This window comes from Bacillus sp. FSL W8-0629, assembly GCF_038593225.1.
GTDB lineage: Bacteria > Bacillota > Bacilli > Bacillales > Bacillaceae > Bacillus > Bacillus altitudinis.
Map to the genome: position 1 here is coordinate 2,914,497 of NZ_CP151975.1, position 23,145 is coordinate 2,937,641.

Sequence of the window (23,145 nt, forward strand, 5' to 3'; positions counted from 1 at the left end):
CTGCACCGGGAGCTTTTTTATATGCGATCAATGACAGCGAGTGTACATCTTGACGTACAGATATGACGGTCTCGATCATCTTTTATATCGATTTGGAATACCATTGTACGCCGTCCAACATGTACAGGAACAGCTGTAGCTGTCACCACTCCATCACGTACAGATTTTAAATGATTGGCATTGATTTCAATACCTGAGCAAATCTGCTTCGTTAAATCCAAATGAGCAGCAGCACCCATGCTTGCCACTGTTTCTGCTAGAGCAGCTGATGCTCCTCCGTGCAGTAATCCAAATGGCTGTTTTGTTCGGTGATCGACTGGCATTGTCGCCACGCATCGTGACGTATTGCATTCCACAATCTCAATCCCCAGTGCCTCAAGCAGTGTATTTGAACCACTCACATCCATCAAGGCCCTCTCCCTTCACACGTTTACAGGACACTTTCCGATTTTGCAATTAACACCGCTTCCGTTCGAGATCCAACATTCAGTTTATTAAAGATGGAGGTCAAACTGTATTCAATCGAGCGTTTGCTCAAATGAAGCACATCGGCGATCTCTTGGTTTGTGTACCCTTTTTCCACTTCTCTTAAGATTAAACATTCACGCTCTGTTAACAGCTCATGATCCGTCTGCTGCGCCTGTTCTGGCTTCTCTTGCTGCTGTGAAATTAATTTCTTTAAATAGGATAGCTGAATGACAACTTCTCCTTGCAATGTGCGGTGTATGTATTCAATGATTTTGTCTTTTGTCTCTGTTTTACTTATTGCACCATGCAATCCAGCTCGAATGGCCTCTTCGAAATAATCATCTACTTCATATCCTGTATAAATGATAATTTTCACTTGTTGATTCGTTTCTAGAATTTGTTTGGCAATGTCCATTCCATTGATATCCCCGAGATTTAAATCCATCAAGATCACATCATAGATGGAAAAGTCATGCGTCTTTAAAAAGGCGCCTTCTGCATCAGGACTTAAACAATCGACTGATAGCTGCTGATCTGATTCTAATATGCTTTTTGTCCCTTCCATGACAGCCGGATGATCATCAATGACCAATATCTTCTTCATGTCTTCCTCCCTTTAAATCACTCACTTCCATTTTATATAAAAGACTTGGCAGATGCCAAGTCTTATTCCTTAAGAAATCGTTACAATTCCATTTCAATTTTCACCTTGAGCCCTTTTTCAGGTGCTGTGTGAATTTGAAGCTTTCCATTTAGAGCTTTGACTCGTTCCCTTATGCCAGAAAGACCCATGCTCATCGTGTGCTGATCAAGCTGGCTTGCATCAAATCCGACTCCATCGTCCTCATAATGGAGAACAACTTGATCTTTAATACAAATGAGCATCACTAAGACTTGGCTGGCCTTAGAATGCTTCAACGCATTGGATAGCAGCTCCTGCACTATCCGGTAAATATTCAGCTGTGAGTCAATATCAATGTCCAATTCTTTATCAAAGCGGGTTGTATTCAGCCTAATATGAAATGGCGCTTCCTCTTGAATTTGCGAAGTCAGCTTCGAAATTGCCTTCACTAACCCCAAATCATAGAGGAGCTGCGGCCGAAGTTCATGACATGTTTCTCTCGTGGTTTGAATCACCTTAGACATTTGTTCATTCCATGAGATCAATGAATTTTCAATAGATGTTGGGCATTGGTTGTTTTGGAAATTGGTTAAGAACATCTCGGACTGTCTCTTCAGTGAAATCAAATCCTGCAGCACAGAATCATGAAGATCCCTCGCTAAATCTGAGCGCTGCTTCTCTTCCATGGCGAACATGACTTTCTTCAGCCAGGCGGGATTGGCTTCCCGCTGTTTCAAATCCTCAAGATGCTCCATCAATTCTTCAATCTTGACGACATTTTCTAAACTGACACTTGTGTAAAATGCCAATGTTTTCAGCCATGAGATTTCATCGCGGGTTAGCTTAGGTGTCCGTAAATTAGATAAACAGCAAATCACAAACGAGTGACCGCCCCGCTCACCAATTTTCATCATGAATCCTTTATCCAACCCGATGATTTTACCAACTTCACCTAAAATATCTTGAAATTGATCTACATACTCTTTCCATAGCTGGCTTTCTTCTATTGATTCATCAATTTCAACAATTTGTCCATCTGCCTTCACTTCAAGCACAAAGGCTTTGTTCACAACAAGTACTTCTAAGATGGTGTATTTTAAATGATACAATACTTGATGAAGTGATGACGCCTCACGAATAAGCTGTGTAAATTTAAAAACGCTGTCCTGATAATTATGCTTTTCCGAAAAACGCTTCAGGCGAAAACGGAAATCGATGATTTCTTTGAAGTAGAAGACGGTGAGCATAAGAATGTACGTGATAATCGTAAATTTCACTGTATAGAAATTTGCATTTGGCTTTTGAATAAAATCAAAAATAACAACCACTAGTATTGTTGGTGTAATCGCTAAAAAACCGTAGTATTTAATCCTCCCCATAAAGAAATCAACATTATACAGTTTATTTGACATAAATTGGTATACTAAGAAAAAAGGAATTAAAAGAACAAACGATGCAACAACATAAGGTGAAATAAAATATATACCAAAAAAATAAGGAATGATAAAAAATAGCATGAATGGACTGAATGCTGAGATTAAAATGAGTGCAAATGCTCGAAGTACATTGCTGACTTCATTGTCTTTCAATTTTTTAGCAGCCCTTATAGTGATAATAATCGAAAGGAAAGCCAGAACAAAAAATGAAAGTAAATTGACATATGCTAATAGATCTACTGGTCCTGCTTTATTTTTATAGAATAAAACTAATAAAACGTTAGTAACTGGAACTAGATACAAATAAAAAAGAACTCGACGACGAATAATCTCTGTTCCTAATTCTTTTAAATATTGATACATAAAGTGCATATATAGTGGAGGTACAATATTCATTGTAACGATTACAAGAATACGACTGATAGCCTCTCCTTTTCCAGAACCACCAGAACTTACATAACCTATAGACACCGCCAAAAGAAATAAAGCTAAAATATAAGCTGACTCTTTTTGGTTTGCTTTATTCATTTTTAAAATCATAAATATACAAAATAGACAGATGGAATAAAGAATGACTGGTATTAGATAAATAAACAGATTCGCTTGACTCAATAACCTTACATTCTCTAAATCAATTTTATCACCATGTCTATCAACGACTAAACTTTTAACATTAGCTAAAAAACCTCTTTTAACTTCTTCAACTGGTTTTTTATTCCCATTCACTTCAAGTATGATATCGCCTTTCCTGACTCCAGCTAGATAGCTATCTGTAAAATTATCGACATCCACTACCTCAAGTTGACCGTGACTATTTTCCTTAACAGCTGCTCCAACAAAAATATTAAATACGTTGATATAAGAGATGTAAATCACATAGATGAAGCTAAGGATAACTAATATAACTGTTAACTTAGAGTAAAACTTTCTCATAATATTTATCTACTCAAGCAGTTGCCCATATGATTGCTTTAATAACGTCTTCTTTCTGGAATCCGTCAACAATAATACTTGCAGTTTCTTGATCAACGTGAAGCAATGATGCGTTCCCATTAGCGATTTGATTTAATGTTGAAGGATTCTCCACTAAATAACTAACCAATTCCTGAATTTTCATCTTCTCCATCTCCATTTAAAAAAAGTATCAGTTTTTTCTTTTTTGAAGCCTCTAAATGTAGTTTCTTGAATGCTTCTTTAAACTTATTTCTGAGAAGGTTTCTCATAATAAATACATATTGTTGAGCACCAGATTTTTTTAATTTATCCTTTAATTCTTCAGAGCCGGCACTCTTATCCTTTGATTGAAAATAACTGAGCAAGTCTGAACTAGATGGATTAAACTCATTTTTCAAGTAAACTAGCGGTAATGTTTGCATTCTTTTAAAGTCAATATTATCTTTATTAAAAAGACCTAGATAGTCATTTTCAAGCTGTTCCGCCATTCCTAGGTAATAAGCATATTCTTCTACCTTCTTTTCAAAAGAACCTGTTGCCAAAACAACACCTAACACACAAGGTAATACAAACAGTGACCCTGCTTTTAACTTCATGATATTTAAACAATCCTGCTCATTCTCTGGCTCCAGTGTCATATCTATATGCTGCCCTTGCATTGACTGAATGGAATAAGAATATACATTGTTTAAAAGCTTCGCTCCATGATCAAGCTTTGAAAACACATCAAAACTCAATGCAAAGAGAACATTCGCCGCATTAATCGCAATTCCGCTCTGACATTTCATCCAAGGATACGAATCATTATCCTGATCTTCAATATCATCTAATATATCGGCAGATAAGATGAGAAGTTCAATCCCTGCTGCCAGTTTTGTAATCGCTTGCTTGTCTTGTCCGCCAAATGCCTCATAATGTTGGTAAGCCAATTGCCCAAAAGGAAATTCATTCTTTATATCTGTAAATTCGAGAAGCAGCTTTTGTAAATCATTTTGCCTGACTGCATGTTGAATAAAATCAGACATTTTCTGCTTGATTTTTGTATTCTCTAGATAGTTTAGCATACTCGATCTTGATCCTCACCCTCTCGCCTCTTATTTTACTAAAAAGAAAGAAGCAAATGTCCACTGACATCACTATTTAACAATTATATAATAATATATCCTTTTTTTGTATGTATTTGGATAAAAAAAAGACTTGATGGTTATCAAGTCTTTAAGAAATTTTCACATATTCATATTTGTCGTATTGATCAATGCTTTTGTTAATGTTATGAAGAGAAGCCGTTGTTTCTCTAATTTCGTTTTCAAGTTTCCATAATAGTTGTTTAAGTTCTTCGATTTCATACTTTTCCATCGATTCCACTCTCCTTTTTTGGAAGATCAATGTATTTGTGTATGTTGATTGGGTCATAAGTATTTGATCTGTTACTAACAGTGTAAATGCTATTGAGTATTTTTTCACCGAAAAGTATGCACAAAATGTGTGCGTGATACCGCAAAATTCAATAGGTCTTTTTTCATCATTTTCAGACTTTTCAAATGATACTTTTATCTCAATTTCAAAGGAAATACGTCATTTTTGCGACATGAACAGGCATCATTCGTCACAATTCTCATGATACAGAACGTACGATCCCCTCTGTTTCCTCGGTTTTTCATGTTATAGGTCAGACGACAGGCTCTACTGTAGACACCGCAATTTTTTGGCGACATTCACCGAAATTGACCGCAAAAGTACCTATTTTTATGATGATTATGCAAAGGTAGAAAGATCATTTTGATTCTTTATTCGGATTTTCTTCATACATTTAGAACAGATATCCGTCCAAATTCACTTCAATGAGAGAAGAGGTGACCATGTGTTTTACTATGTTCCTTATCCGCCTTTGCAGGTTCCCGCAATAGGGAACGCATACCCGCGAACACCTATGACTTTTCCTCCAGTAGATGCTCATGCGTTTCAAAAGGCTGCAAAAGAATCAACCCGTCTCGTGGCTGATGCATCCCTCATTACACAGCAGATTTCCGGTTCGCTTTCGTTTGGACAGCGAATCATGGAAGCTGCTGAACGTGCTGACACCGCAAGTGTGATTCGAATGCTGAAGCAGATTGGGGTGAAAAGCAATATCGATATCCGCTTTAGTCCAGAAGGCATCCGCATCTACTTATCCCTCTCTTCCAGCAGGCTTTTTCTACTTTTACAGTGGGGATAACAAAGAAAGAAGCCGCTCTAGTGTGAGCGGCTTTTCTTAAGATTCAAACATTTTATGACACCATTCAATGGCTTCTATATAACAGCCGTAGGCTTCCTGCTTAGGGAGACTTCCACCTAACATTTCATCATCCCATTCATTTCGTTCAATACGTTTGGCGACGTCTAACACAAGGAAATAGTCATTTTCATAGCCAAGCAGTGCCTCACCTACTTCATCCGAAAGAGGCAGTTCTTTCACAAGTTCAGTAATGTCCGCCCTGACAAGCGTATCAATGAGTGAAAACATACCTGTCAGCATATAAGAAGCGGGATGCTCTCGTTCAGTCCGACTAGCAATGAGTTCACACGTTTTGGCACGAATGAACGACATTTTGATGATTTCCTTTTGGCTTGAGTTGGCTTGGACATTCAGTTCTTTAAATGAAAGGATAAAGATCCATCGCCGTATTTCATTAAACCCAAGCAGGATAATCGCCTGACGAATGCTCTTGATTTGATAAAGACGTCTCATGCCGCCAGAATTCAGCATTTTTAATAATTGATATGAAAGGGAAAGATCACTTTCTATAAAGTGCGTCACGGTCTGAATATTCGGCTGCTCCTTGCTCAGCTCATTCAATAGCTGATGGTATGCGTGGAAGCTAGTCGGTAAGGCTCGTCCCGAAATGACGTGCGGCTCACTAAAGAAATATCCTTGAAACAAATGGAAGCCAGCTTCTAACGCTTCTTCATATTCTTTTCGCGTTTCTACCTTTTCAGCAAGGAATCGAAGTCGATACTTTTTATATGTATGTAAAATGTCTCTTCGTTCTTCACATGTTGTTTTCAGAAAATCAATTTTTAAAATATCAATGCAATAGAGGAGTTCATCGAGTAACTTGTCATGAAAATGTGTTCCGCTCAGAAAGAAATCATCGAGCGCAATCGTGTATCCCCACTTTTTTAATTGCTTACATCTCATAATAAGTGCCGGGGTAATCGGTACATTTTCTAATATTTCGATCACAAGCTGATGTGGATCAAAATAAGTGAGCAGATCAGACGAAAGCAAGCTTTCGGTGAAATTGATGTAGCATCGTTTTCCTTCTGTCAGTGTTTCGATGCCAATGTTTAAAAAACTATTGATAATGAGGTCCGTTGTCGCTTGATCACCATCTTCAGCGCTATATGTATTGGTTTCACTATCTCTATAAAGCAGCTCGTATGATACGACTTGTTCTTTTCTGTTAAAAATAGGCTGCCTTGCAACAAACACCCTCAACTGCTCCATTCCTCCTTTATGCAATGACAAACAAGATGTGCTTTCAGTATACCAAATGATTGCCCATAAGGTTCATTTTGAATCGTCCAACATGAAAAAAAGAGACCATCTGGCTTGATGATCTCCTTTCCCGGGGTAATCAGCTTTCATAAAGCTCTTTTTTGATTTTATTTTTCACATCATGGATAAACTGCATCTTATTATCCCAGCATTTTTGACTCAAATCGACTGGGTATTCTTCTGGTTTGCTGATTCGTTTGTATTCCTCCCAGAAGAGTCCGAGACTGTCCTGCACATATGCTTGAATCGTTTGGATATCTGGATTATCATACACCAGCTTCCCTTGTTCAAAAATTGGGACATGAAGGTCCTTTGCCACAAAATTTGTCACAAATTTGCTGATAAATGTATGAACTGGATGGAACATTTTCAGCTTATCTTCACTTTGAACATCTTCTTCTTCAAGGGCAATGTAGTCTCCCTCAGAGTGATGATTCAATTGATTGATAATGCGATACACTCGTTTACGGCCTGGTGTTGTCACTTTCTCTGGATTAGAAGAAATTTTGATCGTGTCATTCATCTGACCGTTTTCTTCAATCGATACAAGCTTATATACAGCACCAAGAGCTGGCTGATCGAATGCGGTAATCAGTTTCGTTCCAACACCCCATACATCAATTTTTGCACCTTGTGCTTTTAAGTTCATAATGGTGTGTTCATCAAGATCGCTTGATGCAATGACTTTGGCGTCATGGAATCCAGCTTCATCCAGCATCGTTCTCGCCTTTTTAGACAAGTAGGCAAGGTCTCCGCTATCAAGTCTGACCCCAATAAAGTTGATTTTATCACCGAATTCTTTCGCTACCTTAATCGCATTTGGAATGCCTGATCTGACCGTATCATATGTATCCACTAAAAAGACACAGTCTGTATGTGTTTCGGCATATTTTCTAAATGCAGTATATTCGTCGCGATATGCTTGTACAAGCGCATGGGCATGTGTGCCTGATACGGGAATATTGAAGCGTTTACCTGCACGGACATTACTTGTTGCCTGAAATCCGCCGATCAGTGCTGCTCTTGCTCCCCACATGGCTGCATCCATTTCATGCGCACGTCTTGTTCCGAATTCTAATGCTGTCTCATCTTCAATGATTCCTTTAATACGAGCCGCCTTTGTTGCAATTAGCGTCTGGAAGTTCACGATGTTGAGCAGTGCCGTTTCAATTAGCTGCGCTTCAACAAGTGTTGCCTCGATGCGCATAATAGGTTCATTCGCAAAGACAATTTCTCCTTCTCGCATTGAATGAAGTGTCCCTGTAAAAGACAATCCGCTTAAGTATTCAATGAAATCGCTTTTATAACCGAGTTCATCTTTTAAATATGCAAGGTCGCTCTCGGTGAAGGAGAAGTCCGATAAATATTCAATCGCTTTCTCTAAACCAGCAAATACAGCGAAGCCGTTGTCAAATGGAAGCTTTCTAAAGAAGAGTTCGAAGACTGCCTTCTTCTCATGAATGCCGTCTCTCCAATACGTTTCTGCCATGTTAATTTGATAAAGATCTGTATGTAGTGATAAACTGTCGTCAATAAACCGATGCTCCAACTTCCATTCTCCTTCCCTTACTTAACCACTTTCGCACCAAGCGTATGCTCAAAGTGAGAAAGTGCCCACTCGTGCCCCGCTTCATTAAAACTCGCTACTGCATTCTCATGAATCACAAGTTCAAAGCCTTTATTGTACGCATCAACAGCTGTATGAAGTACACAAATATCGGTACACACTCCGGCTAGGTGAAGTTCAGTGATGCCACGCTCGCGCAGTTTCATTTCTAATTGAGTGCCTGCAAAAGCAGAGTATCTTGTTTTTTCCATATAATAGACATGATTTAAATGTGTTGACGTGTGAAATAGTGAACTTAGTTTTCCGTAAAGTTCAATTCCTTCTGTCCCGCGAATATTATGGGGCGGAAATAACTTTGTCTCTGGGTGATATGGATCTTGCTCTTCATGATGATCGACGGCAAAAACAACAAAGTGTCCTTCATCAATAAATGAAGAAGTGATCTCTGTGATCTTCGACTCAATCGCCTGTCCAGGCTTTCCGCACGTCAGTTTTCCATCGTCTGCAACAAAATCAACTGTATAATCAATACAAATCAATGCTTTGCCCATCCGCATCTCTCCCATATGCTCTTTTGAATCATTATAGCTTATTCATTTCACTAGGGAAACCTATTCAACAGATTCACGAGAAAAAGCTTTTTGAAAAAGCTCATCTTCTATATAGATATGCTCTTGATTGACCGCATGCGGCACCTCTATCACAAGCCCAAAAGGTGAATGTGACTCGTGATGGTTGACCACTTTAAAAGAACAACCAGCGGCATTTGCCATTTTGACATATGGAGAATAAGAAGCATATGACAATTCACCATTTAAAAGAACAGTGGCCTCTCGGTTTGCCTTCAATACTTGCTCTACCTCTTGATACGATTTATGTCTCGATACTTGCCCTTTTGTCAGAGCGAGAAGAGCACGTTCTCTTAATGAGCCGAGAAACATTCTTCGTTCATCTGGTTTTGTTTCAGCATGTCCAAATATCCCTTGCTGCAAATAAAAGTCTACGGATTCTTCTTTCATTGCTGTGTTCACTCCTGGTTTCTGAATTTACATTTCTGTGACCCAGTGCACAATTTTTTGTGCAAGTTCACGGGCTTCGTCTATTTCTACTCTTTTGTTTAAAGATTGTTCTAGTGCTTGCTCAAGCTGCGTTTTTTCGTCTTCATACGCAATAGAAATACTCCATTCTATGTCAGGTACAGCGACAAGCGTTTTATATTCTTTTTTATTTTCATGTAAATATACATTGTAGGTTGTTGGTTGCCCGCTTGTCAGATGCGCTTTTCTTATTTTCATTTGATGTGTTTTACCCCCCTTTTTCTTCTTCCTTCTTCTATCCATTGTACCATAAAAAAAGACAGCTTCTGAAAAGGAGACCCTTTCAAAGCTGGCTATGCGTTAAAGCTCTTTTGCTGGCTGATCAGGTTTGAATCCCAAACAAATGTGACGTTCGGATTGTTGAAAAATTGAACAAAGTCTCCTGCATTATAGGTACCTGAACCACCAGCGGAATGATCCACACTTTTTGGCGAAATGGCAAACACATCGCCGAAATGTGCAGAACCGTTTCCTATCACACGGTCAATATGAATGGGTCCAACAATTGCTGGCATCTTTCCACCACCTTTACTACCCTCATCATATGCCTAGCGGAACAATACGTGTCTATCCAACATAAAAAAGACAGCTGATATGTCATATGATCAGCTGTCTTTTATGCATTAAATGATTGAGGCTGGCCAATCAGTGTAAAGTCCCAAAGCATGGTGGCATTCGGATCGCTTGTCAGGGACATATAATCACCTGAATTAAAAGCTCCCGCTCCACCGGTCGAGTGATCTACAGCCAAAGGGGCAATGGCGAGAACGTCACCAAAAGTAGCCGAGCCGTTTCCGCCTAAAGACTCAATATGAATGGGTCCAACAATCGCAGGCATCTTCCTTCTCCTCCCTATTCGCTTATGTGAGTTATGTTATGCAAAAAGGGAAAAGTTGTGCATCTGCCCTAAACGTTTAAATGCTGTTCTTTTCGAGAGCGCTGACGCAGCTGAACCAATCTGACAATATTGAGTGTGATGGCTTTCAGCAGCGCATAGACAGGGACGGCAAAAATCATGCCAAGGATTCCGCCAAAACTCCCTGCCCCAATTAATAGCAAGATAATTGTTAACGGATGTGTGTTGAGACGTTTTCCAATGATCAATGGAGAAATGACGTTTCCATCGATCTGCTGAACAACAAGAATGACAATAACAGTCACAACCGCTTTTCCAGGCGAATCAAGAAAAGCAATGAGCACAGCTGGTGCCGCACCAAGATATGGCCCAAGATATGGAATGACGTTTGTCACCGCAATAATGATGCCGAGAATGAGCGCATATTTCACACCAATTAATAAGTATCCGATAAAACAAGCAACTCCGACAAATAAACAAACAACGATTTGCCCTTGTATGTAAGCAGCTAGCGTATCGTTTAATTCTTTAAAAATCTTCAATCCTTCCTTACGGTAAGGCATTGGCAAAAATTGAACGAGCTTGTCCGGAAACTTATGCCCGTCTTTTAGCATGTAAAATAAAATGAATGGAACGGTAATGACAGCGAGGGCAATATTCGCAATCACGCCAAACACCGCCGACATACTTGAAGCAATATTTTCCGGTAAATCTTTTAATGTCGAAACGATCGACTGTTCAAACTTTGAAACAGACACATAATCTTGGTTCATCATCCACGTAAATGTTTTAGAATGCGAGAAATCGTTGATAAATTTCTGCATGTCCGTGACATACCCTGGGAAACTTTTGACAAGTCCACCCACCTGCGTGACAATGACAGGTCCAGCAGCATTGACAATAAACGTGATAAGCCCGATGAATAGGAGATAAATAATCAGAATGGCGAGCGTCCTAGGTATCTTCTTCGACAAAAATCGAACAATCGGATTAAAGATGAAAAAGAGAATACCAGCCAGTAAAATAGGAACAAACAACGTTGAAGCAAATAAAATGATCGGCTGAAATAAAAACGAAACTTTTGTTGATACGTACACAATCAGTAAAACCAGTAATATTTGGAATGTCCAAAAATGAACTTTAGATTTTAACAAAGATGCTCCTCCTGTTACGTATTGACCTTATTAAAAAACTACTATTCAACCCACCTTCTGTCAACTGCTTCTTGTTTTAGAACCATATTTTTTGAAAAAAAAAGAACAATTGGTATATCATGCACTTTTTCCAGATATACATTCTGTAAGCATTGAAAAAAGCAGACACCTGTGCGTCTGCTTGTTACACTCTTTCACTGTGATCAGGCATCACCGACACGATTTGCTGGATCCGCACATAAAACACTGATTTTGCCCCCGCCTCAATCACAATATGATCCGGCATCACTTCCTTCAACTTTCCACGTACTGTATCTTTCACTGTTTGAACAATCAATCTCATACCGACTACTTTCTGCAATGTTTGATAAACATATGGATCAACTAATGAAACAAGCTGTGGACTTCCTTGTTGTGCCATGCTACCTGCCCCTTTACTTGTGTATTTACCCACAGCGTATGCAATGACCCATGTGAGTGTCACTCAGCAAACCTACAACATTATTACCGTATTTTTACATTACGTATTTTTTTACAATTTTTAGAAGTATAATAGATTGGTGCTGCCAACATCTTAAATTATTTGAAGAGGTGAATGATCTTGAAAAAATTAATCTGTATCGTTGCTGTCATGCTCTTACTATCCTCTGCAAGTTATGCGCACGCAGGCACAATTGGAGATGCACCTGGTACACCAGGGAAGTGGTTTAAAGGAGAAGAACCGGTACAAAAAGACCTGTCAAAACCCCCACTTGTTTTTGTTCATGGCATAAACAGTTCTTCCTCCACATGGTCTGATCGAAACGATATGGCAAAACAAGCTGTTCTGAACGGATACGAAAGCGCGTTCATAGATTTATATCCAGATCAGGACATGAAAAAGAATGGGAAACTATTAGCAGAAAAGTTAAAAGAAATCTATGAATTTTTCGGCAGAAAACTGATCATAATCGGTCATAGTAAAGGCGGAGTGGATACGCAGGCTGCACTCGTGTATTACAACGCTCATCCATATGTAGAGAAAGTCATCACACTTGGCTCTCCACATTATGGGACGCCGCTTGCGGATTTAGCCTATAGCAAAGGCGGAAGCTGGCTTGCGCAAATCCTTGGACAAAAGAGCGACGCGCTCTATTCTCTGCAAACCGGGATGATGGCAGCTTTTCGAAGTGAAACCGACCGGTTGGAGACGTTTCCTCATAAATATGTGACCTATTCTGGTTCAGAATGGGGAACCTTTGGCGGAGTGCTTTATTTAGGCGGCATGTATTTAAAAAGCTTTGGTGCAAACGATGGCGCTGTGACAGTCAGCAGCACAAAGCTAGCATATGCAAACAATATTTTAACAGGAAAGTGGGATCACTTTTCGATCAAAAACGGCACAAGCATGTTCCCCGTATTTCAGGCACAGCTGCGTGCAAGTACCGCAAGCGCTGAAAGCGAAGACGAACAAGAGCAAGAACCAGTCTCTTCGGAGCTAAATACAAACGTTTATGTGAAAGGTGGAGAAAGTGAAAAGGATAAAACAGAAGCGTTCTATGTAGAGGAAGGAACGAATGGCCTATCGATTCAGTGGTTAAATGAAAGACAGGAAGCCAATCCGGAAATCGTTGCGCCAAATGGCGATGTCTTAACCAATTTGACGACATCGGAAGCATCATTCCCATATGAAGGCGCCTATTCACACCATGTGCAAATCAATAAACCCGTTCCAGGAAAATGGACGATTCGATCAAATTCAGGAAAAAAGGATCCTTATTTGCTACTTGTATCCTTTGATTCACCATTGAATGAAGAAATCAAAATCGCTGCAGCGAAATCAGGAGATGCATCGACACATTCAAGCAAGCTGATTAAACGATTAAGCAAAACTGTAGAGACCATTTATTTTAAAGATGCCGAGAAGGATCATCCACTGAAAACGAGCTCTTCATCAGCCGTTCAATTGAAAAAAGAAGGTGCTTATTCCGTCACGGTTCATTACACAGGTCTCACTGCGTCAGGGACATCGGCATTTAACCGTACTGTAATTCGCACATTGTATGTGGATCAGCACGGAACGATTCATGGAGATATTCCATATTAAACAGAGCGTTTCATGGGCTGAAGCGCCTGCTGCACCTTCTCATCCAAATCAGCAATTTTTTTGAGCGCAAGTGATTCATCTATTTGTCTGTAATGATGGTGTCCACCAGGCTCTTCGTCCATTTCATCTGCTTTCTTCACAATTTGCTGGAGTGTGTCCTTATGCAGGTCGCCCTCTGGCAAATATGAATCTGTGTGAAGCAAAATCGCAAGGGCAATCTCTTTGGCTGCTTTTGGTTCCTCGCCGAGCCGTATGAGCAGTTTATGTGCCCGCTCTGCCCCTTTAATGGCATGAATATCATTTCGTCTATATGTCTCGTAATCCCATTCTCCGCCTGCTGTATACCATTCATAGTGGCCGATGTCATGCAAGAGTGCTGCTTTCACAGCAAGATCCGGGTTAATCCCTGCCTGCATCGCCAGTTTGAATGCGTGATAAGCACAAGCAATGGCGTGGGCTTTTCCTGAACGATTTAAATATTTTTGAGCGACTGGATGGGTGTAAACATCCATTAATGTAACCTTTCTCATGGAAACCCCTCCTTATCTATATTTTTAGCATCCTAACATATTCTGAAAAGAAACTCAAATGTTCTGTCATATTTCCGATGAGTCTCAAGATTAGCTTATGCTCAATAAGCTGTCTTTGCTTGTACAATACGAAAAAAGCAGCCGTTATGACTGCTTTTTTCCATACTCACGGGCATCGTATACACAACCGCCAGCTGGGTCATCTGCTAGAAGGTCGAGTAAAATACCGGCCACTTCATCTGGGCTCTTTAGCGTACCTGTTTCATGTAATTGCTGAAACCGCTCAATTTGTTCAAAGTCCTGTTTGGAGGATTTCCGAATCTCTCCCTGCATATCCGTATCAATCGTACCGGGTGAAAAGGAAAACGTGGTGACAGGATATGCTTCGTCCTGTTGTTCCTCATGTAAAGTCCTCATAAACATATCAAGCCCTGCTTTTGAGCTACAATAGGCACTCCATCCTTTGTACGGATTTTTAGCTGCTCCAGAAGAAAGATGCACGATGGTTTTCTTCCCTTCAAGAGATTGTGTCTCCCTCACAAACACATGACTGAGCAAAACAGGGATGACAAGGTTCAGCGTATAATGCTGATGAAGCGTATCTTCTCCGCCTTGCCCTGCACGCTTGATAGGAGTGACCATTCCTGCATTATTGACAAGCAAGACGTCATCAGCGTCTGCGAGAGTTTGCGAGGATAAGATGCCCTGAAGCCACTTTGCAGCCGATTCCTCATCAGTGAGATCGACCTGTGAATGCGTGAGGTGTGGATGGGATAGTGGCGACTCACTTCTTGCAGCGGTATACACGTTATCCCCGCGTGTAAGTAGCTGTTTGACAAGTGCTAAACCAAATCCTTTTGATCCGCCTGTGACGATTGAAATTCGAATGACAATCTCCTCCCTTGATAACACTATTTTAAATAGTGAATCGGTATCACATCAAGCAATCTGCATAAAGAAAAGCCTGCCCTTTTCAAAAGGCAGGCTATTTCTTGTCCGTCTTCACATTCACCTTTGGAATCAGAATGATCATGACAATGATGCCAAAGGTGATCAAGATGCCAAAAATGATTGGTAGAAGCGCCGATCTCTGCTTTTCATGATCATCGCCAGAAGGCGTTGATACAGCCGAATCGCTGAAAGAGATATTCATCTCTTTCATCATACGAGCTGGCGTTTTAGGCGGATTGTCTTTCAGATCACTAAAAAGCTGCGGCGCAAGTTGACCACCAGAGGTCTTAGGCGGGTCAGCAAAGTGAATGTCCGTTTTGACTTTAGATGTTGTTTTGCTTTGTTCGTATTTCGTTTGATCCCTCAATATACTCGAATTAATATTGAGGTTCTTTTCTTGATATTCATTCGGCTTGACATTCGTATCCGTATCTTCACCTGTAGCAGCAAAAGCAGCAGGACTGAGGAGAAAAAGGGATATGACACCAAGTGCCATCCCTTTGACGAATAGATTAAGCCTCATGAGTGACATCACGTTCCTCTGTTTTGTCTTTCCATAGCTTCTTCACTAGTGGAATGACCATGAACAATATCGTTAAAATCAGTAGCCCTGTGATGCCCATACCGAAGTTGTCTCCATTTCCATATTGGATGGACAGATACACGTCTGTCACTGGATTTGTAAAATGGAAGTTTGGCATGACCAAATCAATTAACGGTGCAACAAAGAAGAAAATAAGCACCGTTGCTGCCATCCATCCGGCAATTGAACCGAAAAGGAAAGCTGTGCGAATAAAGGCAGAGCATGCCACTAGCAACAAAATCGTAAAGATCGACCATTGAATGGCTTGGTCATCAGCTAGTTTGTAAATGTTGAGTCCAAACAGGCTGATCATGAGCCCGACTAGCAGATTTAAAATACCAAAGAGTGCACCTTTGACCAGCATTGGCGCTGACGCATAGTACGAGCTAAAAAAGCCAATCAACAAACTGCTGATCATCACAATAACCAAAATGACTACTGGCGGTACAGTCTGCGTTTTTTCTTCTGGCACATCGCCGCTAATTTTTAGCGGATTAGCTAAATGGTTATACACATAGTTGCTGTTGCCTTGATCGTCTAAAGTGTTGCCTAAAATACCCTTTAAATCTTGTTGAACAAGCTTCGTAGAATTGACATTCTTACTCCAGTTTTCGTTCAACGTGTCTGCTTTTTCTTGGACGGTTGTGACACTTTCTTCAATATTATTCGTATAATCGGCCACCCCTTTTTGGCGGTCGGTTAACGAGCTCATATTTTCAGAAAGACGAAGAACTTCCTGACCAATTGAATCCTGTGCACTCACAACAATCGAACTGCCCGCAAGGTCTGCTGTATACACCGCATCTCCTTGATCAGCCATTTGTTCAGCTACTGTGTCCGCACTTTCAGAAATGGCATTTAACTCCTGTTCCATACTTGCCTGCTGAGTCGAAATGTATTCTGCGTAGCCATCTGAGAATTTTTGCATCTCATCAATAAAGATAGACACATCATCATTTGACGTCAGCATCTGATTTTTGAGTGTATCCCAGTTTTCCGTTTCTTCTTTTTTGATGGAAAGGATAGACTGGATTTCATCTCCTTTTGTGTCTAATAGAGATGAGTTGTTTGTTGGTTGATATAGATTCCCAAGCATCATCTCTAGCTGAGACAGTTGATTGGAGTATTCCATTAACTTTTTGGTGCTTGTTGAATTTGTTTTAAACTCTTGATCAAATATTTTCGTATTCACAGTGTTGCCAATCGGCGAGTTTACGCGTTTCAGCTCTTGCACTTTGTCTAAAATAGAGGATTCCTGATTTTTGATTTCATTCGGAATAACGTTATATCGATCTTGTAACCTCAGAATCATCTTTTCAAGCTTCTCTACTTTTTTCGTGAGGCTTTCAAGCTCCTTACTCATTTGACTTACTTTGTCTTTCAATTGGTCGTTATGAGCGGTCGCTTTTTCTTGAATCTTCTTTTTCACTTCTTCTAAACGATTAGACAGTGCTTTTAGGTCATCTTTTGATTGATTCGTGCCGCTGTTATCTGGCTGAACAGCATCCTGACCATTTTCACTCTCTTTATCATCTTCATTAGTAGGAGGTGCAGTCTGATCTTCTAATTGATCAGCTAGATCGTTCATTTCTGATGAAATTTGCGAGAGTTCATTTGTTTCATCATCTAAGTTAATGCCAATCTCTTCTGGGTTCTCATTATCTTGATCTGATTGCCCGTCATCATCAGGATCAGCTGGCTGCTCGGGTGCGTTGATTAGCTCTTGCCTTTTTGTCTCTAGCTTATTCTGCAAGGCGATGATCTTACTTTTATAGGCCTCTAAGTATTGACCTTCATAATCCTTCAACAGTTCTTCTTGAGACGTCTTCACAAGGTCCTTTAATCCCGTCGATTGCTTAGGGATTGCGTCTTCTCTTGCCTTTTGAACAGATTGAATTGCACTGTCCGTTGTTTTAAGCTGACTTTGGACCCCATTGATATCGGTTTTGAGTCCACCCATTTGATCGCTAAAGCTGCGGGCATTTTGGTTTTGAATCTCCGCAAGCTGTTTGAGTCCTTGCTGGATTTGTTTTTTGCTTGTCGATTGCGCTTTGATCAAGAGATCTTTTTGTTTGTCTTGATACTGCTGATATTGATCGACTACTTTTACGAAATCCTTCAGCTGGCTTTTCGCTTCTTCTGTTGTACTTAAACCGTCTTTATACTGTTTTTGTGAATCGGCCATCGCATTTCTTAGTTCTTCTATTTGTTTCTTCTGCTGCTGGACGGCATCAGATAGTTTGTTTGAATTTGGCTTATAGAAGTTGTACATCGTGTTTTGGAATTCGACCTCTTTGCCAACAATATGCTCAAACTCTTCTCTGACATTGCCGATTTCCTGTGATACAAAACTCCAATATAAAGTCGACATTTGTTCATTCATTTTCTTTTGAGCATTTTCTAGCTCTCTTTGTACTTTTTCTTTATTCACTGCATTGAGCTGATCTTGGATTGAGAATTGGATAGATGCCTTCTCAGGATGATCCTTATCATAGCTCAGCACATTTTTAGAGAAGTCAGATGGAATATAGAGAACTGCATCGTACTTTCTATTTTTCAGGCCATTTTCTGCCGCACTTCGATTGACGACTGTCCATGTGTAATCTGGACGCTCTGATAATGCCGCCACCACATCCTGTCCGAAACGAGCGGTATTTTCACTTTCGCTCGCCCCCATATCCTCATTGACCACGGCAATGTTACGTGTGGCATTCTTTTTCTGTTTTGCCGGATCATCCCCAATGAGATGGAAAAATAGAACCGGCAAGACGAGAATCAGTATCATGGTCGACACGATTTTGATGGAGCTTTTTTGCTGCTCTGTCATTGAACACTCTTCCTTTCTACCGCACATAAAGGAACCTGGATTTTCTTCTCTTTCCCGTTTTCAACCAAATATCCGAAGCCTGGCTGAATCTCTGGTTCTTGTCTTGCATACGGAAGCGGTATGATGTTTTGCTCTGATTTTTTCATCAGTAACATGGCATGACGAACCTGTTTGATTTCGTTTGTGAGTGCATCATAGCCTTTACTGAATTCGGTATGATTTCCTGATACGATCAGGCTGAAGCCTAAGTGTGCATATGACTTCATGAAATCAGCCAATTGATCTTGAAGACGCGGGTCGATTGTCTGCTGAAAACGCGTAATGCCATCAATCACAAGCACAATTTGAGAGAACGACAACTGATCAGTCTCTCCTCGGCGCACAGCTTCGACGTACATCTCTTCACGCACCTTGAATAAACGATCTATTTCCTCTGCCCATTCTGTGATATCATCCTTTGTTTCAAGGTAATCAATGTTCTCGTCTTTTGCATAATGAGAGAGCCCCCGATCAATCGAATCAAAGACGGCCAGCTTCTCAGGTTTTGCTACTAATAGCTGATCAAGCATTAGTTTGGTCACATTTGTTTTCCCTCGCTGCGTTTGACCGATGATGAGGCAGTGTTTATTCTTCTTCAAGTCAAAGTAAACAGGTGCAACAGATTCCTCATCTAGTCCGACTGGAATGTCATACGGCTGTTTTTGTTCTTCTAAGCGACTCTCTAGCTCCCAAATGGTCAGTTTATCAGGAAGCATCGGCACAGGTTTTGGTTTTTTAGCTGATTCAAAGCGAGCATCTAGAAGCTGAATCTCTTGTTTTAAATGCTCAAACAATTCGAGATCATTCTCTCCTTCAACTGGCAGGAACATTTGGGCAAAGTAAAGCTCTTCTTTGTTGATAATGACTCTGCCTGGAACTGGCTCTAAGCTGAATTTCGGTCTGCCAATAATGGAGTATGCCTCTCCTTGATCCATTAAGTAATGGACAATCTTTGTTTTCAAGTTGTTCATAAGAGATTGACGGACTGCGTTGACACGAGTCGCTGTGATTAAGAAATAAATGCCTAACGATTGTCCATCACGGCTTAACTGAATAAATTCAGATTCGAGTTCATGCATTTCGTCTTTCACAATGTCAAAGTTGTCAATCACGATAAATATGAATGGAAGCTTTTTCTCATTCAGCGCATTGTACATTTTGATATGACTCATTTCCTGCTGTCTAAATAAACGCTTGCGATATTCAACCTCTTCACGAAGACGCTTCATCGACTTTTGAATCTTTCTCATTTGATCCATTAAGAAATAATCAGCCGTATGCGGAAGTTTGGCAAGCGGTAGCAAGGTGCCGTTACCGAAGTCATAAATATATGCATGCCATTCTTCAGGTGAATATCTTTCTGCGAAGCTCATAAGCAGTGTGGTTGCAGCAAGTGATTTGCCGTAGCCGGATGAACCGAAGATGCCAATATTTCCATCCTCCATCATTTGATAAGAAAGTGGATGCTGGCTTTGCTGATCTGGCTCATCGACAAGAGCGAAATGGAAGACGTGCTCTTCACTTGATGCATAACGTGTTTTTGGAATCCGTTCTTCAAGCGGTGGAAGCCATGGACTTGGAAGCTTTTCAATTCCAAGCTCCTGCTGCATACGTTCAATTTCATCCACAACAGCGGAAATTTCCGTCACTGTCTCTTTTTTCACAGCCGGCTCTGTACTTACCCCTGATAATGGGATCAGTCCAGTGTCCGTTACAATGGCGATGTCATCTTCTGATCCGTAGCCATCTTCCATATACGGTGCACCGCTCCAAGCCGACTGGAATAATTCATAGATTTCATTGTTCCCCACTTGTAAATATCCACGACCTGTCACGGTAATCGACGCTGCATCACTATTTTTCAAAATTTCCTTACTGTCTGATGCATCTTGTACCTTTAATGCGACTTTAAAGCGGGAGTTACTCCAAATTTGATCATCAATGACCCCGCCAGGCTTTTGTGTCGCTAAAATGAGATGGACACCGAGACTTCGTCCAATCCGCGCGGCACTGACAAGCTCTCTAATAAAATCTGGCTCTTCACTTTTTAATTCAGCAAACTCATCAGAGATTAAGAACAAATGAGGCATCGCCTGTTCCGCCTTTTTCTCTTTATAGAGTTTCGTATAGTCATTGATATGATTCACATGATACTGATCAAACAAGCGCTGTCTTTTCTTCAGTTCACTTTTAATAGAGGCAAGCGCTCTTTCACTAAAGTTTTTGCTGCCTTCAATGTTTGTGATCGTACCAAGCAAGTGTGGAATATTTCGGAACGGCTGCGCCATTCCGCCTCCTTTGTAATCAATGAGCAGGAACGCCACTTCATGCGGGTGAAAGTGTACAGCCAAGGATAAAATATACGTCTGTAAAAACTCACTTTTTCCTGATCCCGTTGTTCCCGCTAACAGACCATGTGGGCCATGTGCTTTTTCATGCAGATTCAGATCGACAATATCGTTTTTTCCTTTATAACCGATAGGCACAGATAATGACTTTGCTGTTTCAGATGTCAGCCATTTTTCACGAATGCCAATGTCATCTACCTGTTTGGCATGAAACAGGTCAAGGAAGGAGACCGTTTCTGGAATTGAGTTGGTCATCCCGACTTGATGATCTAATGTTCTTAAGGTTCTGGCAAACAGCTCATTGTCCGCTCGCTCATGTGCATCCAGCTGAAATGGAATTCGTACGGCCTTCTTATGTTGAATGAGAATATCTCCTTCTTCTTCGTTAATGTAACGAACAAGCGTTGAAATATTTTCAGCCAAGCTTTCTTTTGTTTCTGCCGCAAAGATAATTGAGATGCCTAAATCCGTCCGGCTGCCTTCTAGGTATTCTAAAATCACGTGTTCCGCAATGAGTTCATGGTTTGTCACGATAAACACAAAGTGAGGCGTAAAGATTTTTTTCTCTTTTTCCTCTTCCAGATCACGCTCTCGCAAAATTTCATAAATAGAAGACAAGAGCTGATCACGTGTTTGTTCGTTATATATAAACCCTTTCCCGTATGTATGAGGAAGTTGGAAGTGCGGCAGCCATTTCATCCATTCCCAGTTCTCATACTCCTGTTCATTAAAGATAAAAACAAATCTCAAATCATGATAGCTGTGCGAGAAAGCAAGCTGGCCGACAAGCTGGTGAAGCTCATTTTTGACAATTGCCGGTTTTCCTATTAATCCGGTTGGACCGTCCGCAAGACCGAACGTAATCGGTACATCTTTTACCTCGCGATAGACGTTTTGCATATGCTGTGTTTGTTCCATTAAGTCATCGATGTCACGATTGGCCATATCGCCGCCGCTCGTCGATAATTCATAACTTGAAGGAACTGCACCTGTCCCTAGACGCAGCTGTAAAAAATCATCACTGACAAGCGTCTTTTCCCAAATACGCCCGCTGATTTCTGACGTCAAATATTTCATTTGTTCAAAAGATGGATAATGATACGTTAAAATAAATTGTTGACGGTCATACAGCTCTTGCAGCTCTTTCCGCTTATTTTCTAAGTAAAGCGAGTAAACGCGTTGCCGCTTCTCTTCTCGTCTTTTGCGCTGTGATTTCTCTTTAAAATATTGAACGGACGAAGTAATTAACGTCATAATAAACATCGCCATTGACACGACAATAAAGATGCCTCGCGGCTGTACAAGGGCCACGATCCCCATGACAATCAGCATGACAAGCGGCGGAAGAACTACGAGCCAAAGTCCTCTGCCGTTATTTTCACTCTCCTGTGAAGGAAAGCTGAAAGACACCCGGTCATCTGGCAGATCGTAAATCAAACGTGGTGTTCGTCTATATAAAGGATATTTTTGTTTCGTTTCGGTACTCGGCGGCCTTGTTTTTTCTAAACGTGTTTGAAATGGTTCAAATGCTGTTACTTGCAATAAATCATCATCTTTCAATGACAGCGTCAAAAAGTTCCAAAACAGCTCATCCCCAGCAAGAAGCTGCTGTGGACCGTGCAGCTGTTTCCCGTTCACATAGATCGTTTCATCTTTGGGAATGACATACCAAGTGCCTTCTATTTTTTCCAACGTGAAGGATTTGGCATCTTGAAACATTGAATGAGCTTGTTCCTTCCACACATCCGCTTCATCTATTTCTTCACTTGAAATAGTCACTTCGACTCTATTTCCTAGGTAATAAATGGATTGATCATGATGTGAATCCATCAACATGAGTGTGAGTGAACCAACCTGATATGGTTCATGTGGAAGTAAGTGACCTTTCTTTTTTTCGCCCTGATAAAGAGAAAAGCCGTCATTCGTTTCATCTGGAGATAAACGAATCAACCCTTCATCAAACGAAAGGGAAGGAATCGTTACCGTATGCTCTATTTCAGGTCCAATCACAGCTTCTCGGTTGAACTGCTCATCTAAACGGACGGTTTGATAATCTTCCTCATAAAAAACCCATAGAAGACTCAAACGC

General features: G+C 40.5%; 22 protein-coding genes. 2 read left to right on the plus strand and 20 right to left on the minus strand.

The features are described from left to right. Positions 1-17: 17 nt before the first annotated feature. The 6 genes from NSQ17_RS15215 to degQ form a co-directional block, all read right to left on the minus strand. Complete coding sequence (locus NSQ17_RS15215) at positions 18-407, minus strand: hotdog fold thioesterase (protein WP_342467566.1); 390 nt, start codon at positions 405-407, stop codon at positions 18-20. Positions 408-430: 23 nt separating this feature from the next. Further along, the gene (locus NSQ17_RS15220) at positions 431-1,072 is read right to left on the minus strand and encodes a response regulator transcription factor (RefSeq protein ID WP_007500477.1); all 642 of its coding nucleotides are present in this window, start codon (positions 1,070-1,072) and stop codon (positions 431-433) included. Positions 1,073-1,152: 80 nt separating this feature from the next. Further along, positions 1,153-3,459 carry an ATP-binding protein gene (locus NSQ17_RS15225; RefSeq protein ID WP_073412603.1) on the minus strand — a complete coding sequence of 769 codons (2,307 nt, stop codon included), beginning with the start codon at positions 3,457-3,459 and terminating at the stop codon, positions 1,153-1,155. A gap of 13 nt (positions 3,460-3,472) precedes the next feature. Continuing rightward, the gene (gene comX, locus NSQ17_RS15230; protein ID WP_017358941.1) at positions 3,473-3,643 is read right to left on the minus strand and encodes a competence pheromone ComX; all 171 of its coding nucleotides are present in this window, start codon (positions 3,641-3,643) and stop codon (positions 3,473-3,475) included. Then, entirely contained in the window at positions 3,621-4,544 is a 924-nt protein-coding gene (locus NSQ17_RS15235; protein WP_008345863.1) for a polyprenyl synthetase family protein, read from the minus strand. The genes comX and NSQ17_RS15235 overlap by 23 nt, the downstream gene beginning before the upstream one ends. Before the next feature lie 151 nt (positions 4,545-4,695). Next, entirely contained in the window at positions 4,696-4,836 is a 141-nt protein-coding gene (degQ, locus tag NSQ17_RS15240; RefSeq protein ID WP_003213123.1) for a degradation enzyme regulation protein DegQ, read from the minus strand. Positions 4,837-5,341: 505 nt separating this feature from the next. On the opposite strand from degQ, the gene NSQ17_RS15245 reads away from it, so the two are divergent. Continuing rightward, entirely contained in the window at positions 5,342-5,695 is a 354-nt protein-coding gene (locus tag NSQ17_RS15245) for a hypothetical protein (protein WP_017367963.1), read from the plus strand. Between the two features lie 36 nt (positions 5,696-5,731). Here NSQ17_RS15245 and NSQ17_RS15250 read toward each other — a convergent pair whose 3' ends face one another. From NSQ17_RS15250 to NSQ17_RS15290, 9 genes are all read right to left on the minus strand, one after another. Then, positions 5,732-6,958 carry an HDOD domain-containing protein gene (locus NSQ17_RS15250; RefSeq protein ID WP_342468109.1) on the minus strand — a complete coding sequence of 409 codons (1,227 nt, stop codon included), beginning with the start codon at positions 6,956-6,958 and terminating at the stop codon, positions 5,732-5,734. 139 nt (positions 6,959-7,097) lie between these two features. Then, complete coding sequence (locus tag NSQ17_RS15255) at positions 7,098-8,567, minus strand: nicotinate phosphoribosyltransferase (RefSeq protein WP_007500472.1); 1,470 nt, start codon at positions 8,565-8,567, stop codon at positions 7,098-7,100. 17 nt (positions 8,568-8,584) lie between these two features. Further along, a complete protein-coding gene (locus NSQ17_RS15260; protein ID WP_008345872.1) occupies positions 8,585-9,136 on the minus strand; it encodes an isochorismatase family cysteine hydrolase in 552 nt (183 codons plus the stop codon). A gap of 60 nt (positions 9,137-9,196) precedes the next feature. Then, on the minus strand, positions 9,197-9,604 hold the full coding sequence (locus NSQ17_RS15265; protein ID WP_342467567.1) for a YueI family protein: 408 nt from the start codon (positions 9,602-9,604) through the stop codon (positions 9,197-9,199). 27 nt (positions 9,605-9,631) lie between these two features. Then, on the minus strand, positions 9,632-9,880 hold the full coding sequence (locus NSQ17_RS15270) for a YueH family protein (RefSeq protein ID WP_024719734.1): 249 nt from the start codon (positions 9,878-9,880) through the stop codon (positions 9,632-9,634). Positions 9,881-9,975: 95 nt separating this feature from the next. Then, positions 9,976-10,197, minus strand: a complete 222-nt coding sequence (locus NSQ17_RS15275; protein ID WP_008345878.1) for a spore germination protein — start codon at positions 10,195-10,197, stop codon at positions 9,976-9,978. Positions 10,198-10,298: 101 nt separating this feature from the next. Next, a complete protein-coding gene (locus NSQ17_RS15280; protein WP_039168922.1) occupies positions 10,299-10,520 on the minus strand; it encodes a spore germination protein in 222 nt (73 codons plus the stop codon). Between the two features lie 68 nt (positions 10,521-10,588). Beyond that, positions 10,589-11,692 carry an AI-2E family transporter gene (locus NSQ17_RS15285; RefSeq protein ID WP_039168924.1) on the minus strand — a complete coding sequence of 368 codons (1,104 nt, stop codon included), beginning with the start codon at positions 11,690-11,692 and terminating at the stop codon, positions 10,589-10,591. 184 nt (positions 11,693-11,876) lie between these two features. Continuing rightward, a complete protein-coding gene (locus NSQ17_RS15290) occupies positions 11,877-12,113 on the minus strand; it encodes a YuzF family protein (RefSeq protein WP_003213721.1) in 237 nt (78 codons plus the stop codon). A 180-nt stretch (positions 12,114-12,293) separates the two neighbouring features. Here NSQ17_RS15290 and NSQ17_RS15295 point away from each other — a divergent pair, with 180 nt between their 5' ends. Beyond that, entirely contained in the window at positions 12,294-13,778 is a 1,485-nt protein-coding gene (locus NSQ17_RS15295; protein WP_045034544.1) for an alpha/beta hydrolase, read from the plus strand. On the opposite strand, the gene NSQ17_RS15300 is transcribed toward NSQ17_RS15295, so the two are convergent. The 5 genes from NSQ17_RS15300 to essC form a co-directional block, all read right to left on the minus strand. After that, positions 13,775-14,308: an HD domain-containing protein gene (locus tag NSQ17_RS15300; protein ID WP_007500462.1), complete on the minus strand. Its 534-nt coding sequence runs from the start codon at positions 14,306-14,308 to the stop codon at positions 13,775-13,777. The genes NSQ17_RS15295 and NSQ17_RS15300 overlap by 4 nt on opposite strands. 144 nt (positions 14,309-14,452) lie before the next feature. After that, entirely contained in the window at positions 14,453-15,196 is a 744-nt protein-coding gene (locus NSQ17_RS15305) for a (S)-benzoin forming benzil reductase (RefSeq protein ID WP_256689365.1), read from the minus strand. Between the two features lie 97 nt (positions 15,197-15,293). Further along, the gene (gene essA / locus NSQ17_RS15310) at positions 15,294-15,791 is read right to left on the minus strand and encodes a type VII secretion protein EssA (RefSeq protein WP_138278957.1); all 498 of its coding nucleotides are present in this window, start codon (positions 15,789-15,791) and stop codon (positions 15,294-15,296) included. Beyond that, entirely contained in the window at positions 15,772-18,669 is a 2,898-nt protein-coding gene (esaA, locus tag NSQ17_RS15315) for a type VII secretion protein EsaA (protein ID WP_342467568.1), read from the minus strand. Before esaA ends, essA begins: the two co-directional genes overlap by 20 nt. Further along, entirely contained in the window at positions 18,666-23,141 is a 4,476-nt protein-coding gene (essC, locus tag NSQ17_RS15320; protein ID WP_342467569.1) for a type VII secretion protein EssC, read from the minus strand. Before essC ends, esaA begins: the two co-directional genes overlap by 4 nt. Positions 23,142-23,145: the final 4 nt, after the last annotated feature.

What these genes read in the sequence shown, in the direction of transcription:
- NSQ17_RS15235 (WP_008345863.1), bottom strand. Translation starts at nt 4,544, where the DNA reads ATGCTAAACTATCTAGAGAATACAAAAATCAAGCAGAAAATGTCTGAT.
- NSQ17_RS15220 (WP_007500477.1), bottom strand. Translation starts at nt 1,072, where the DNA reads ATGAAGAAGATATTGGTCATTGATGATCATCCGGCTGTCATGGAAGGG.
- NSQ17_RS15280 (WP_039168922.1), bottom strand. Translation starts at nt 10,520, where the DNA reads ATGCCTGCGATTGTTGGACCCATTCATATTGAGTCTTTAGGCGGAAAC.
- essA (WP_138278957.1), bottom strand. Translation starts at nt 15,791, where the DNA reads ATGTCACTCATGAGGCTTAATCTATTCGTCAAAGGGATGGCACTTGGT.
- degQ (WP_003213123.1), bottom strand. Translation starts at nt 4,836, where the DNA reads ATGGAAAAGTATGAAATCGAAGAACTTAAACAACTATTATGGAAACTT.
- NSQ17_RS15275 (WP_008345878.1), bottom strand. Translation starts at nt 10,197, where the DNA reads ATGCCAGCAATTGTTGGACCCATTCATATTGACCGTGTGATAGGAAAC.
- NSQ17_RS15215 (WP_342467566.1), bottom strand. Translation starts at nt 407, where the DNA reads ATGGATGTGAGTGGTTCAAATACACTGCTTGAGGCACTGGGGATTGAG.
- NSQ17_RS15260 (WP_008345872.1), bottom strand. Translation starts at nt 9,136, where the DNA reads ATGGGCAAAGCATTGATTTGTATTGATTATACAGTTGATTTTGTTGCA.
- NSQ17_RS15270 (WP_024719734.1), bottom strand. Translation starts at nt 9,880, where the DNA reads ATGAAAATAAGAAAAGCGCATCTGACAAGCGGGCAACCAACAACCTAC.
- esaA (WP_342467568.1), bottom strand. Translation starts at nt 18,669, where the DNA reads ATGACAGAGCAGCAAAAAAGCTCCATCAAAATCGTGTCGACCATGATA.
- comX (WP_017358941.1), bottom strand. Translation starts at nt 3,643, where the DNA reads ATGAAAATTCAGGAATTGGTTAGTTATTTAGTGGAGAATCCTTCAACA.
- NSQ17_RS15300 (WP_007500462.1), bottom strand. Translation starts at nt 14,308, where the DNA reads ATGAGAAAGGTTACATTAATGGATGTTTACACCCATCCAGTCGCTCAA.
- NSQ17_RS15225 (WP_073412603.1), bottom strand. Translation starts at nt 3,459, where the DNA reads ATGAGAAAGTTTTACTCTAAGTTAACAGTTATATTAGTTATCCTTAGC.
- NSQ17_RS15265 (WP_342467567.1), bottom strand. Translation starts at nt 9,604, where the DNA reads ATGAAAGAAGAATCCGTAGACTTTTATTTGCAGCAAGGGATATTTGGA.
- NSQ17_RS15290 (WP_003213721.1), bottom strand. Translation starts at nt 12,113, where the DNA reads ATGGCACAACAAGGAAGTCCACAGCTTGTTTCATTAGTTGATCCATAT.